The sequence below is a fragment of the Lysobacter hankyongensis genome, from assembly GCF_039543145.1.
In the GTDB taxonomy this organism is placed as follows: Bacteria; Pseudomonadota; Gammaproteobacteria; order Xanthomonadales; family Xanthomonadaceae; genus Lysobacter_I; species Lysobacter_I hankyongensis.
On record NZ_BAABJE010000030.1, the window covers coordinates 146,218 to 159,554 of the forward strand.

Here is a 13,337-nt window from a genome sequence, read left to right on the forward strand (position 1 = left end):
GGCGGTTCGCAGGTACCGTCTGTGCAGGATGCCCACGTACAATGACGCTTTGCCCAAATCGGTCCCGGAACCATGGCCCTGAACCCCTACGATCTGTACGACGTCCGTTCCCTGCTCAGCGAAGAAGAGCGCGCGGTGCAGGACACCGTGGCCCGTTTCACCGACGAACGCGTGCTGCCGATCATCGGCAATGCCTTCGACGAGGGGCGTTTTCCGAAGGAACTGATCCCCGAGATCGCGGAACTCGGCCTGCTCGGTTCTTCGCTGCCCGAGCAATACGGCTGCGCCGGCCTCAATGCGGTCAGCTACGGTCTGATCTGCCAGGAACTCGAACGCGGCGACTCCGGGATCCGCAGCTTCGTCAGCGTGCAGTCTTCGCTGTGCATGTATCCGATCTACGCCTACGGATCCGAAGAGCAGCGCCAGCGCTGGCTGCCGGACATGGCCGCAGCCAGGGCCATCGGCTGTTTCGGTCTGACCGAACCGCACGGCGGCTCGGACCCGGCGAACATGAAGACGAATGCGAAGCGCGACGGCGGCGACTGGGTGATCAACGGCTCGAAAATGTGGATCACCAACGGCAACCTCGCCGACGTGGCCATCGTCTGGGCGATGACCGACGAAGGCATCCAGGGTTTCCTGGTCGAGAAGGGCATGCCGGGGTTCACCGCCCAGGAAATCAAGCACAAGATGAGCCTGCGCGCCTCGGTCACCAGCGCCCTGTTCTTCGACAACGTGCGCGTGCCCGACAGCAACCGCCTGCCGAACGTGAAGGGCCTCAAGGGCCCGCTGGGCTGCCTGACCCAGGCCCGCTACGGCATCACCTGGGGGCCGATCGGCGCCGCCATCGCGTGTCTCGACGAAGCCTTGCGCTACGGCAAGGAACGGATCCTCTTCGATCGTCCGCTGACCGCCAATCAGGCCGTGCAGCTCAAACTGGCGGACATGGCCCGCCGCATCACCACGGCGCAGTTGCTGTCGCTGCAGCTCGGCCGCCTCAAGGATGCCGGCAACATGCAGCCGACCCAGGTGTCGCTGGCGAAGTGGAACAACGTGCGCATGGCGATCGACATCGCGCGCGAGGCGCGCGACCTGCTCGGCGGCGCCGGCATCACCACCGAACATTGCCCGATCCGCCATGCGCTGAATCTCGAATCGGTCATCACCTACGAAGGCACCGAGACCGTGCATCAGCTGGTGGTGGGCCGCGAGCTGACCGGCATCAACGCGTTCTGAGTCGTGTGTGTCATACCGAGCGAGGCGAGGGACCTGCTTGATCCCAAAATCAGGTTCCTCGCTTCGCTCGGAATGACAACATGCCGATGAAGGAAGGTTGTCGATCTTCGCCTCTGTCCCGACCGGGCCCGCACGCATGTCCACCGCGCAGATCCAACTGGAAACCGAACGCCTGATCCTGCGCGTGCCGCGAATCGAGGATTTCGAGCGTTACGCCGAGATGCTCGCCGACGACTCCGCGCGCTTCATCGGCGGACCCAGCGTCCGTGGCGATGCTTGGCGTCGGTTCCTGCAGATGCCCGGGGCATGGGCGCTGCAGGGGTTCGCGATGTTTTCGGTGATCGAGAAATCGAGCGGCCTGTGGCTGGGCCAGGCCGGTCCCTGGTATCCCGAGGGTTGGCCCGGGACCGAGGTCGGGTATTCGTTCCATCCGGACGCGCGCGGCAAGGGTTACTGCACCGAAGCCTGCGTCGCGTCGATGGATTTCGCGTTCGACGCGCTGGGTTGGGACGATGTGGTCCATACCATCGTGCCGGACAATGCGCCGTCGCAGGCGGTGGCCCGCCGGCTGGGGTCGCGTCTCCGGGGGGCGGCGACCATGCCGCCGCCGCTGCACACGCTGGTCGCCGAGCTGTGGGGACAAACGCGCGAAGAATGGCGCATCAATCGCAGGGCATTCGCATGATCACGCTGTACGGCATGTCTTCGTCGGGCAACTGCTACAAACTCCAGTTGCTGATGGCGCAGCTCGGGCGCGAGTACGCCTGGGAAGAGATCGACGTCACCCGCGGCGAGAATCTGTCGCCCGAATTCCTGGCGATGAACGACCGCGGCAAAGTGCCGGTGATGAAGCTGGACGACGGCCGCACGATGTCGGAGTCGAACGCGATCCTCAATTATCTCGCGCAGGGCAGCGAATTGTTGCCCGACGCGCCGTGGGATCGCGCCAAGACCCTGCAGTGGATGTTTTTCGAGCAGTACAGCCACGAGCCCTACATCGCGGTCTCGCGCTTCATCTGCAAGTATTTGCCGGCCGACCATCCGCGCCGCGCCTCGCTCGATGCGCTGAAGGCGTCGGGCGAAGAAGCGCTGGCGGCGATGGAGCGCCATCTCGTCCGCCTGCCGTGGTTCGGCGGCGAGCGTTACACCATCGCCGACATCGCCCTGTTCGCCTACACCCATGTCGCCGAGGACGGCGGTTTCGATCTCGCGGCTTATCCGCACGTCGAGCGCTGGATCAAGCGCGTGCGGATGCAGCCGGGATTCGTGCCGATGCGCGACCCGCAGGCCGACTGACCCTACTCATTACAAACGACCGGCCTTCGCGCGCGAGGGCAGGGGAGACGCACATGTTCGCAGCCGTACCCAATCCGATTCCCGCCCGCATGAAAGGCCTGAACCGCGCCGAGATCTGCGACGCGAACTTCCAGGCGTTCGTGCGCGACTGGAGCGGCAGCGCGCTGCCGAAACCGTCGGCGGGCGAAAGCATCCTGGACGGCAGCGCGCTGGACGCGCAGGGCTTCCGGGAGCTGTTCGAATCGCAGTTGATCAGCCGCCATCTCGACCTGATGGCGCGCGTGCTGCGCGTGCAGAACAAGGTCTTCTACACCATCGGCTCCTCCGGTCACGAAGGCAATGCGATGGTCGCGCGCCTGACCCGCCATACCGATCCGGCGTTCCTGCACTACCGCTCCGGCGGGTTCATGGCCGAGCGTTTCCGCAAGATCCCGGGCATGGATCCGATCATGGATTCGGCCCTGTCGTTCGCGGCCAGCGCCGAGGACCCGGCCAGCGGCGGCCGCCACAAGGTCTGGGGCAGCAAGCCGCTGTGGGTGCTGCCGCAGACGTCGACCATCGCCTCGCATCTGCCGAAGGCGCTGGGCACCGCGATCGCGATCGACCATGCGCGCCGCATCGGCCACGCGCTGCCGATCCCCGGCGACAGCATCGCGATCTGTTCCTTCGGTGACGCTTCCAGCAACCACGCCACCGCCCAGACCGCGTTCAACGCCGCGGCGTGGACGGCGTACCAGAAACTACCGGCGCCGGTGCTGTACGTGTGCGAAGACAACGGCATCGGCATTTCGGTGAAGACGCCGGACGGTTGGGTCGCGCGCAACTTCCGCGATCGCGCCGATCTCGATTATTTCTACGCCGATGGTCTCGATCTCGCCGGCGGCTACGGCCAGGTGCGGGCCGCGGTCGAGCACTGCCGACGCACGCGTCGCCCGACCTTCCTGCATCTGCGCACCACGCGGATCATGGGCCACGCCGGTACCGACTTCGAGATCGAATGGCGCAACATCGAGGAACTGTGCGCGGTGGAAGCGAGCGATCCGCTGCTGCGCAGCGCCGGGATCGCGCTGGAATCCGGGGCGATGTCGAAGGAGGAGATCCTCGCGCTGTACGAAGACACGCGGAAGAAATGCTTCGCCGCCGCCGAGGAGGCCGACCGCCGTCCGCGCCTGACCTCGCTGGACGATGTGATGCGGCCGCTGGCGCCGTACACGCCGGACGCGGTGAAGGCCGAAGCCGAGCGCTTCGATTACGCCGAAGAGCGCATCGCCGCGTTCGGCGGCGAGGGCAAGCTGCCCGAGAAACAGCCGGCGAAGCATCTCGCGATCCAGATCAACCAGGCCCTGCACGATCTGTTCTGCAAATACCCCGAGACCCTGCTGTTCGGCGAGGACGTGGCCCAGAAGGGCGGCGTGTATACCGTTACCAAGGGCCTGCACAAGGCGTTCGGCAACAAGCGCGTGTTCAACACCCTGCTCGACGAGACGATCATCCTCGGTCTCGCCCAGGGCTACGCCAACATGGGCATGCTGCCGATGCCCGAGATCCAGTACCTCGCGTATTTCCACAACGCCTGCGACCAGATCCGCGGCGAAGCGGCCAGCCTGCAGTTCTTCAGCAACGGGCAGTACCGCAATCCGATGGTGATGCGGATCGCATCGCTGGGTTATCAGCGCGGCTTCGGCGGCCACTTCCACAACGACAACTCGATCACCGCGCTGCGCGACATTCCGGGGCTGGTGGTCGGCTGTCCCTCGCGCGGCGACGATGCGGCGATGATGCTGCGCACGCTGATGGCGCTGGCGAAGGTGGATGGTCGGGTCTGCGCCTTCCTCGAGCCGATCGCGCTCTACATGACCAAGGATCTCTACGAAGCCGGCGATGGTCTGTGGCTGACCGAATATCCGTCGCCGGAACAGGCAATGACGCTGGGCGAGGGCCGGGTCTACGCACCTGCGGACGGCGACGCGGGCGACGATCTGGTGATCTTCACCTTCGGCAACGGCGTGCCGATGAGCCTGCGTGCGGCGCGGGCGATCGAGGCGAAGCGCGGCTGGCGGGTGCGGGTGGTCGATCTGCGCTGGCTGGTACCGCTCAACGAGGCGTTCATCCGCGAACAGGCCGCGGGCGCCAGGCGCATCCTGGTCGTCGACGAGGGTCGGCGCAGCGCCGGCGTGGGCGAGGGCGTGATCACCGCGCTGGTCGAGGGCGGGTTCGGCGAGGTGCCGCTGCGCCGCGTGGTCGGCGCCGACACCTTCACCCCGCTGGCCGGGGCGGCGTTCCTGGTCATTCCCTCCGACGACGATATCGTCGCCGCGGCCGATGCGTTCGCCGGCTGAGGCGCGACGGACGCTGGGCGCTATGGGCAACCTGAACGACCGGCCTGTCGGCGGGGCATGACCCGCCGACGCGGGCCAGTGTAGTATCGGCTCATCCGTCTGGCCTGCCGATCGATCCGGCCCCGCGCGTACAGGAGCGAACCATGAAGTACGAAGCCAAGAACCCCTCCGATCCCGGTCATCCGGACTACGACCAGTACATGACTCTGAGGGGCATGGTCGACAAGATGCACGGCGAGAACGGCATCGACATCAACAGCAGCGACATCAGCCATCGCGCGTCCGCGGCCATGCTGCGCGCCTACAAGAGCGAAGCCGTTCGCGAGAACAGCACCCTCGATCCGGATTCCCGCGTCGATGGCGTGGTGCTCAGCCGCAACAACGGCCGTTTCGACGATGTCGGTGGCCGCTACGCGATCATGTATCAGGGCGACCCGAACAGTCCGACCGTGCGCACGCTCGCCGTGCCGACCCACGAGCTGACCCAGCCGGCCGAGCGGAACTTCGAGGAAGTGAACCGCATCAACCAGCAGCGCGAGCAGCAGTACGCGCAGACGCAGGTGCGGGAACAGGATCAGCGCCAACAGCACCACGACCACGATCAGGAACAGATGAACCGCGGCTCGCGTTCGCTGATCTGAGTCGCGGCGTCAGCGCGCAGTTCCTCGGTACGCCGATCCTCAGCGAACCAGTCCTCCGCGCATCGGCATCCGCACCCAGGAAGCCCCGCCCCCGGCGGGGCTTTCGTCGTTTTCGGGCCCGGCGACGGCGGATTCCAGCGACATCACCGCCAGCGCGACATCGCCGGCCGCGGAAACCACGGTGCCGACCGTCGTGTCGCTCACCGACAACCCGTCTCCCGGCGCCAGCAGTTCGGTGGCGCGAACCAATCCCAGACCACGCTTGGCTTGGCCCAGGAAATGGGTGCGGGCCACGATTTCCTGCCCGGGGTAGCAGCCTTTCTTCACGCTGTAGGCGCGCAACCGGTCGAGCGAGAGCTGCTGCGGGGTCCACTGTTCGGACTGGGTCGCGTCGAGGCGCGGCCAACCGTGCTCCAGATCGGCCCGGCGCCAGGCCTCGATCCCCGCTGCATCGCGTCCGGCTCCGGTGGCCGGCCCCAGCCGCAGGCTGCGGCCGGCATGGCCCGGGTCGAGGTCGCCGCTGAGATCCAGCTCGATCGCGGTCGCCGGGTCGCCGGCCCAGTGGTTGCCCGAGGCCAGATCCGAGGCTCTGAGGCGCCCGGCCACGTGCAGGTCGTCGCGAACTGCCAGACTCACCTTGCTGCGGAACACGAAACGCCGCAATCGTTCCACCAGGACATCGGCATCTGCATCCGGAACCACCATCCACAACGTATCGGTGTCGATGCGGATCAGCGCGAACAGGGCGATCACCCGCCCTTTCGGCGTGAGCCAGCCATTCCAGTGCCACTCGCCATCGAGCAGGGCGGCGACGTCGTTCATCGTCTGCGCCTGGGCGAAGGCCACGGCATCCCGTCCCTGCAGGACCACCAGACGATGGTCGTAGAGCGAAAACCACGGTGCGTTCGATGTTTGCGGGTTGTCCGGCATGGGGGTGGGACTTAAACTTGCGGGTTCAGGAATCACGACCATGATAGGCGAAACCATTCTCATTCCCGAACCGCGTCCCGACACGCCGGAAGGCGATGCCGAGGCGGGGCAGGTTCCACGTCCTGCGGGCAGGGAGATCGGCGGCCGCGAGGGCCCCGACCCGACCCGTTACGGCGACTGGGAAAAGAATGGCCGCTGCATCGACTTCTGAACCGTGTTGAGCAACGCAATCCCCTCTCCGATCTGGGCGCACCACGAATGAGCAACCGCGCACGTCCCCTGTCGCCGCATCTGCAGATCTACCGCAAGCAGATCACCAGCGTGATGTCGATCCTGCATCGCATCAGCGGCATCGTTCTTTCCTTCGGCGCGTTCGTGCTGGCCTGGTGGCTGCTGGCGGTCGCGCAGGGCGGCGAAGCCTACGACCGGGCCGCGGCATGCCTCGCGTCTCCGTTCGGCAAGCTGGCGCTGTTCGGGTTCTCGCTGGCGCTGATGTACCACCTGCTCAACGGCATCCGCCATCTGCTCTGGGACGCCGGCTGGGGTTTCCAGATTCCCCAGGTGTACAAGTCCGGTTACACCGTCGCGGGGCTGACGGTGGTGTTCACCGCCGCGATCTGGTTCTTCGCGATGCGGGGTGCGGCATGAGCGGTTCTCCGGTTCGCGATTTCCGCACGCCGGTCGGCCGTGCCCGCGGTCTGGGCTCGGCGAAGTCCGGCACCGGCCATTTCTGGTGGCAGCGCGTCACCGCCGTGTTCCTGGCGCTGCTGGCGCCCTGGATTCTCGGCATGATCGTCGCCCTCGTCGGCGCCGACCACGCCCAGGTGCTGGCCTCGCTGGCCAAGCCTGTCAACGCGATCGCCCTGGCGTTGTTCGCGATCAGCCTGTTCTGGCACGCCCGCCTCGGGCTGCAGGTCGTGGTCGAGGACTACTTCCATCATCGCCCGACCGAGATCTTCCTGCAGTTGCTGATCACGTTCGCCTGCGCGCTCGGCGCGCTCGCTTCTCTCTACGCGATCGGCCGCATCGCGATCCTGGCCTGACACCATGACCTCCGCATACAAGATCACCGAACACAAGTACGACATGGTCGTGGTCGGCGCCGGCGGCGCCGGCCTGCGCGCGACCTTCGGTCTCGCCCACAAGGGCCTGCAGACCGCGTGCATCACCAAGGTTTTCCCGACCCGTTCGCACACGGTCGCGGCGCAGGGCGGCATTTCCGCGGCGCTCGGCAACATGGGCGAAGACGACTGGCGCTTCCATTTCTACGACACCATCAAGGGTTCGGACTGGCTGGGCGACCAGGACGCGATCGAATACATGTGCCGCGAGGCCATCCCGGCGATCATCGAGCTCGAGCATCAGGGCGTGCCGTTCTCGCGCACCGAAGACGGCAAGATCTACCAGCGTCCGTTCGGCGGCATGACCACGCATTACGGCAAGGGCATCGCCCAGCGCACCTGCGCCGCCGCCGACCGCACCGGCCACGCGATCCTGCACACCCTGTACCAGCAGTCGCTGGCGCACGATGCGCGCTTCTTCATCGAATATTTCGCGCTCGACCTGATCATGGACGAGGACGGCGCCTGCCGCGGCGTGCTCGCGCTGGACATGGCCGAAGGCACGCTGCATCTGTTCCGCGCCCAGGGCGTGGTGCTGGCCACCGGCGGCTATGGCCGCGCCTACTTCTCCGCGACCTCCGCGCACACCTGCACCGGCGACGGCGGTGGCATGGCGCTGCGCGCGGGTCTCGGCATGCAGGACATGGAGTTCGTGCAGTTCCATCCGACCGGCATCTACGGCGCCGGCTGCCTGATCACCGAAGGCGTGCGCGGCGAAGGCGGCATCCTGCGCAACAGCAAGGGCGAACGCTTCATGGAGCGCTACGCGCCGAACGCGAAGGATCTCGCTTCGCGCGACGTGGTCTCGCGTTCGATGACCATGGAAATCCGCGAAGGCCGCGGCGTCGGCGAACACGGCGACCACATCCATCTCGACCTGACCCATCTCGACCCGAAGGACATCCACGAAAAGCTTCCCGGCATCGCCGAGAGCGCGCGGATCTTCGCCGGCGTCGACGTCGAGAAGCAGCCGATCCCGGTGATTCCGACCGTGCACTACAACATGGGCGGCATTCCCACCAGCTATCACGGCGAAGTGGTGCAGAAGCGCGGCGACGACAACGACGCCGTGGTCCCGGGTCTGTACGCGATCGGCGAAGCCGCCTGCGTGTCGGTGCACGGCGCCAACCGCCTCGGTTCGAATTCGCTGCTCGATCTGGTGGTCTTCGGCCGCGCGGTCGCCAACCGCTGCGCGGCGACGATCAAGCCCGGCGCGGCCCACAAGACGCTGCCGGGCGATGTCTGCGACAAGGCGCTGGCGAATCTCGACAAGCTGCGCAACGCCAACGGCGGCACCCCGACCGCGACGATCCGCGATCGCATGCAGCGCACGATGCAGAACGACGCCGCGGTGTTCCGTACCGGCGAAACCCTCGCCGAGGGCGTGGCCAAGATCCGCGAGATCCACGCTTCGTTCGCCGACGTCAAGGTCAGCGACCGTTCGCTGGTGTGGAACTCGGACCTGATCGAAACCCTGGAGCTGCAGAACCTGCTCGACCAGGCGCTGGTGACGATCGTGTCCGCCGAGAACCGCAAGGAATCGCGCGGCGCGCACGCCCGCGAGGATTTCCCGGATCGCGACGACACCGAGTGGCAGAAACACACCCTGTGCTGGGTGGACGATGCCGGCAAGACCCGCATCGACTACCGGCCGGTGCACATGTACACCCTGAGCGACGACGTCGACGTCGTCCCCGCGAAAGCGCGCGTCTACTGATTGGCGGATCGACAGCATGGCCGAGTTCACCCTTCCCAAGAATTCCAGGGTCCACAAGGGCAAGCGCTTCACCGCGCCCGCGGGCGCCAAGCGCGTGCGCGAGTTCAAGGTGTATCGCTGGAGCCCGGACGACGACGAGAATCCGCGCACCGACACCTATGAAGTCGATCTGGACACCTGCGGCCCGATGGTTCTGGACGCGCTGATCAAGATCAAGAACGAGATCGACCCGACGCTGACCTTCCGTCGCTCCTGCCGCGAAGGCATCTGCGGTTCCTGCGCGATGAACATCGACGGCACGAACACGCTGGCCTGCACCAAGGCGATCGACGATTGTTCGAAGAAGGAAGTGCCGATCTATCCGCTGCCGCACATGCAGGTGATCAAGGATCTGGTGCCGGACCTCACCCACTTCTACGCGCAGTACGCGTCGATCAAGCCCTGGATCCGCACCCAGACGCCACCGCCGCCGGACAAGGAGCGGCTGCAGTCCAAGGAAGACCGCGCCAAGCTCGACGGCCTGTACGAATGCATCCTCTGCGCCTGTTGCAGCACCAGTTGCCCGAGCTACTGGTGGAACGGCGACCGCTACCTCGGCCCGGCGATCCTGCTCCAGGCCTATCGCTGGCTCATCGACAGCCGCGACGAGGACACCGGTGCGCGTCTGGACGACCTCGAAGATCCGTTCAAGCTCTATCGCTGCCACACCATCATGAACTGCGCGCGGACCTGCCCGAAGGGGCTGAATCCGGCGCAGGCCATCGGCGAAATCAAGAAGATGATGCTGGCGCGGCAGGTCTGATCGACCCGTCGGGCGCCTTTCCCGATCCCGATTCCAATGCCGCGCATCCGCGCGGCCCGCGAGGTGGTGCATGTCGAACCAGGCGATCTTCCTGCCCGCACTGGCCATGGTCGCGCTGACCTTCGCCGTGCTGGGCGTGATGTTCAGGCGCCGGGTCGCGCAGATGAAGCGCGATCGCATCCATCCGCAGCGGGTATCGACGTCGCAGGAGGCCGCGGCGCTCTACACCGACGTGGCGCCGGCCGACAACTACCGCAATCTGTTCGAAATGCCGGTGCTGTTCTATCTGGCGCTGGTGGTGGCCGCACTGACCGATCAGGTCACGCCGACCGTGCTGGGGCTCGCCTGGGCCTATGTCGGCGCACGCGCGCTGCACAGCCTCATCCATTGCACCTACAACAAGGTCATGCACCGCTTCCGCGCGTTCCTGCTGAGCATGATCGCGCTGGTGTCGCTGTGGGGAGTGCTCGGCTACGGTCTGCTCGCGGGATGACGGGCTCGATGGGCGCGCGCGACGCCGACGCCGCCGAACTGCAGCGGCTGCGCTGGCGCAGCCGGCGCGGGATGCGCGAACTCGATCAACTGTTCGGTCGTTATCTCGACCGGCGCTGGGGCCAGGCGTCCGCCGAGGAACGCGCGATCTTCGAGCGCCTGCTGGCCTGCGAGGACGACCGTCTCTGGCGCTGGTTCCTCGGATACGACGCCGCCGAAGATCCCGAACTGCATGCGCTCGTCGAACGCATCCGCGCCCTGCCGGTTTGAACTGCGGCCTTCGCGGTGGCGGATCGGCGTCCTGCTGGCGCTGGCCGTGCTGGCGCCATTCGCGGTGCTCGTCTCCGACATGTCGCGCGCAGTGGCCTGGCCGCTGGCCGTGATCGCGCTGTCCGCGGGCGTTTTCTCGGCGTGGCGCGAGCGACGCCAGCCCGTGCATGCGGTCGTGATCGACGCTGCAGGCGCCGCGAGCGTGGACGGGATCGCCGTCGAGCGCCTGAGGATCGACTGGCGCGGGCCGCTGGCGTTCGTGTCCTGGCGGGACAGCGATGGACGTACGTTCCGCCGCAGCCTGTGGCCGGACACGCTGAGCGCCGCCGGGCGCCGTGAACTGAGGCTGGCCGCGGACCGTGATGATGCTGGGCGGCGGCCGGGTCCGATGGCACCATAGCCCGAATCACATCGCAGCCACGCATGTTCAAACCCATCCCCGTCGCCATCGGCCTGCGCTATCTCCGCGCGAAGCGCCGCAACGGCTTCATTTCCTTCATCTCCCTGGCGTCGATGCTGGGCATCGCGCTGGGCGTCGCCGCGCTGATCACCACATTGGCGGTCATGAGCGGGTTCCAGCGCGAGATCCGCGATCGCATGCTGCAGATGGCCGCCCACGCCACGGTCAGCGCCGACGGCGAGCCGCTGCGGGCCTGGGTCGACGCGGTCGACGAGGCCAAAAAGGACACACGCGTGGCCGGCGCCGCGCCCTACATCGAACGCCCGGTGATGCTGCAGGGTCCGCGCGAGGAAGGTGCGCTGCTGCGCGGCGTCGATCCGACCCGCGAGCGCGAAGTCTCGGTGCTTGCGGACAAGATGCTCGATGGCGCGTCGCTCAAGGCCCTGGTGCCGGGCGAGTTCAACATCGTCCTCGGCCGCGAACTCGCGCTGTGGCTGGGGGTGGGCGTGGGCGATACGGTCACCGTATATACCCCGGAATTCCAGACCACCCCGGTCGGCGCGATGGTGCAGATGAAACGCTTCACCGTGGTCGGCCTGTTCGAGGTCGGCCATCAGGAGTTCGACCGCAATCTGGCGGTGGTGCATCTCGCCGATGCGCAGCGTCTGCTTCGGATGGGCGACGGGGTCACCGGCGTGCGGCTGCGGCTGCACGACATGGATCAGGCGTGGACGGTCGCGGTGGATCTCGCGCACCGGCTCAGCAGCCGCATCGACGAGGCCTATCGCGTCAGCGACTGGTCGCGCGAGAACGCCAACATGTTCCGTGCGCTCAAGCTGGAAAAGACGATGATGGCGATCCTGTTGTCGCTGATCATCCTGATGGGCGCCTTCACCCTGGTGAATTCGCAGGTGATGCTGGTGACCGACAAGCAGGCCGACATCGCCATCCTGCGCACGCTGGGGCTGACTCCGCGCGGCGTGATGCAGGTATTCATGGTGCAGGGTTCGATGATCGGCATCATCGGTACCGTGTCCGGGGTGGTCGGCGGCATTCTGCTCACCCTCAACCTCGAAAACATCCTGCAGGCGATCGAGCGCGTGTTCGGCGTGGTGTTGCTGCCCGGAGACGTGTACTACATCACCGGGCTGCCCACCGAACTGAAACCCTTCGATGTCGGCGTGATCGCATTGGTGGCGCTGGTCATGGCCTTCCTGGCCACCCTGTATCCGGCGTGGCGCGCGGCGCGCACCGCACCTGCGGAGGCGTTGCGCTATGAATGACCGCATTCCGGTCGATGACGGCATGGTCGACGCGGTGATCCGCTGCGAAGGCCTCGCCATGACCTATGCCGAAGGGACGCTGCGCACACCGGTGTTCGCGGGCCTCGATCTGGTGGTGCGGCCGGGCGAGACGGTCGCCATCGTCGGCGCATCCGGTGCGGGCAAGAGCACGCTGTTGCATCTGCTGGGCGGCCTGGATACGCCCACCGACGGCGAGGTCTACGTCGCCGGACAGAAGATGAGCGACCTCTCCGATGCCGATCGCGGTCGCCTGCGCAATCGCGCCCTTGGTTTCGTGTACCAGTTCCATCATCTGCTGCCCGAGTTCACGGCGCTGGAGAACGTGATGCTTCCGGTGCTGCTGAACGGCACGTCGGTCGCCGATGCGGCCGGCCGCGCGCGCGCGCTGCTGGAAGCGGTGGGGCTGGGACACCGGCTGGAGCACAAACCGGGAGAACTGTCCGGGGGCGAGCGCCAGCGCGCCGCGGTCGCGCGCGCGCTGGTGAACCGGCCCGCCTGCGTGCTGGGCGACGAGCCCACCGGCAATCTCGACGAAAAAACCGCCTCCACGGTGTTCGAGCTGATGCTGGCGCTCAATCGCGAGCACCGGACCAGCCTCGTGCTGGTGACGCACGACCGCAGCCTCGCGCGTCGGCTCGATCGCGTACTGGAACTGCACGACGGCCGGCTGCGTCCGCTCGCCTGAGCGGTCTATGCGTCGGCACCGTTCATTGCATTGCCCACCGCGCTCCGGGACGGCATGCGCGCAGCTTGCGATCTTTCCGGATCGCTGAACGCGATGAAACAGGC

General features: G+C 66.6%; 16 protein-coding genes. 15 read left to right on the forward strand and 1 reads right to left on the reverse strand.

Features of this window, described 5'->3' with window-relative positions; translation table 11 throughout:
* The first annotated feature begins 72 nt into the window (after nucleotides 1–72).
* From ABD974_RS18860 to ABD974_RS18880, 5 genes are all read left to right on the forward strand, one after another.
* Nucleotides 73–1,236: an acyl-CoA dehydrogenase family protein gene (locus ABD974_RS18860; protein ID WP_345304893.1), complete on the forward strand. Its 1,164-nt coding sequence runs from the start codon at nucleotides 73–75 to the stop codon at nucleotides 1,234–1,236.
* Nucleotides 1,237–1,372: 136 nt separating this feature from the next.
* On the forward strand, nucleotides 1,373–1,921 hold the full coding sequence (locus ABD974_RS18865) for a GNAT family N-acetyltransferase (RefSeq protein ID WP_345304894.1): 549 nt from the start codon (nucleotides 1,373–1,375) through the stop codon (nucleotides 1,919–1,921).
* Complete coding sequence (locus ABD974_RS18870; protein ID WP_345304895.1) at nucleotides 1,918–2,532, forward strand: glutathione S-transferase family protein; 615 nt, start codon at nucleotides 1,918–1,920, stop codon at nucleotides 2,530–2,532. The genes ABD974_RS18865 and ABD974_RS18870 overlap by 4 nt, the downstream gene beginning before the upstream one ends.
* 53 nt (nucleotides 2,533–2,585) lie before the next feature.
* Entirely contained in the window at nucleotides 2,586–4,871 is a 2,286-nt protein-coding gene (locus ABD974_RS18875) for a thiamine pyrophosphate-dependent enzyme (protein WP_345304896.1), read from the forward strand.
* A 143-nt stretch (nucleotides 4,872–5,014) separates the two neighbouring features.
* The gene (locus tag ABD974_RS18880; protein WP_345304897.1) at nucleotides 5,015–5,512 is read left to right on the forward strand and encodes an XVIPCD domain-containing protein; all 498 of its coding nucleotides are present in this window, start codon (nucleotides 5,015–5,017) and stop codon (nucleotides 5,510–5,512) included.
* 39 nt (nucleotides 5,513–5,551) lie between these two features.
* On the opposite strand, the gene ygfZ is transcribed toward ABD974_RS18880, so the two are convergent.
* Nucleotides 5,552–6,442: a CAF17-like 4Fe-4S cluster assembly/insertion protein YgfZ gene (ygfZ, locus tag ABD974_RS18885; protein WP_345304898.1), complete on the reverse strand. Its 891-nt coding sequence runs from the start codon at nucleotides 6,440–6,442 to the stop codon at nucleotides 5,552–5,554.
* Between the two features lie 40 nt (nucleotides 6,443–6,482).
* Here ygfZ and ABD974_RS18890 point away from each other — a divergent pair, with 40 nt between their 5' ends.
* From ABD974_RS18890 to lolD, 10 genes are all read left to right on the forward strand, one after another.
* The gene (locus ABD974_RS18890; RefSeq protein WP_345304899.1) at nucleotides 6,483–6,653 is read left to right on the forward strand and encodes a DUF1674 domain-containing protein; all 171 of its coding nucleotides are present in this window, start codon (nucleotides 6,483–6,485) and stop codon (nucleotides 6,651–6,653) included.
* Nucleotides 6,654–6,700: 47 nt separating this feature from the next.
* On the forward strand, nucleotides 6,701–7,090 hold the full coding sequence (sdhC, locus tag ABD974_RS18895; protein WP_345304900.1) for a succinate dehydrogenase, cytochrome b556 subunit: 390 nt from the start codon (nucleotides 6,701–6,703) through the stop codon (nucleotides 7,088–7,090).
* On the forward strand, nucleotides 7,087–7,485 hold the full coding sequence (sdhD, locus tag ABD974_RS18900) for a succinate dehydrogenase, hydrophobic membrane anchor protein (RefSeq protein WP_345304901.1): 399 nt from the start codon (nucleotides 7,087–7,089) through the stop codon (nucleotides 7,483–7,485). Before sdhC ends, sdhD begins: the two co-directional genes overlap by 4 nt.
* Before the next feature lie 4 nt (nucleotides 7,486–7,489).
* A complete protein-coding gene (gene sdhA, locus ABD974_RS18905) occupies nucleotides 7,490–9,280 on the forward strand; it encodes a succinate dehydrogenase flavoprotein subunit (RefSeq protein WP_345304902.1) in 1,791 nt (596 codons plus the stop codon).
* Between the two features lie 16 nt (nucleotides 9,281–9,296).
* The gene (locus tag ABD974_RS18910) at nucleotides 9,297–10,082 is read left to right on the forward strand and encodes a succinate dehydrogenase iron-sulfur subunit (RefSeq protein WP_345304903.1); all 786 of its coding nucleotides are present in this window, start codon (nucleotides 9,297–9,299) and stop codon (nucleotides 10,080–10,082) included.
* A 70-nt stretch (nucleotides 10,083–10,152) separates the two neighbouring features.
* Nucleotides 10,153–10,575, forward strand: a complete 423-nt coding sequence (locus tag ABD974_RS18915) for an MAPEG family protein (protein ID WP_345304904.1) — start codon at nucleotides 10,153–10,155, stop codon at nucleotides 10,573–10,575.
* An 8-nt stretch (nucleotides 10,576–10,583) separates the two neighbouring features.
* Entirely contained in the window at nucleotides 10,584–10,844 is a 261-nt protein-coding gene (locus tag ABD974_RS18920; protein ID WP_345304905.1) for an FAD assembly factor SdhE, read from the forward strand.
* Nucleotides 10,807–11,244, forward strand: a complete 438-nt coding sequence (locus tag ABD974_RS18925) for a YgfX family protein (protein WP_345304906.1) — start codon at nucleotides 10,807–10,809, stop codon at nucleotides 11,242–11,244. Before ABD974_RS18920 ends, ABD974_RS18925 begins: the two co-directional genes overlap by 38 nt.
* 23 nt (nucleotides 11,245–11,267) lie before the next feature.
* On the forward strand, nucleotides 11,268–12,527 hold the full coding sequence (locus tag ABD974_RS18930) for a lipoprotein-releasing ABC transporter permease subunit (RefSeq protein WP_345304907.1): 1,260 nt from the start codon (nucleotides 11,268–11,270) through the stop codon (nucleotides 12,525–12,527).
* Complete coding sequence (gene lolD / locus ABD974_RS18935; RefSeq protein WP_345304908.1) at nucleotides 12,520–13,233, forward strand: lipoprotein-releasing ABC transporter ATP-binding protein LolD; 714 nt, start codon at nucleotides 12,520–12,522, stop codon at nucleotides 13,231–13,233. The genes ABD974_RS18930 and lolD overlap by 8 nt, the downstream gene beginning before the upstream one ends.
* The last annotated feature ends 104 nt before the right edge of the window (nucleotides 13,234–13,337 follow it).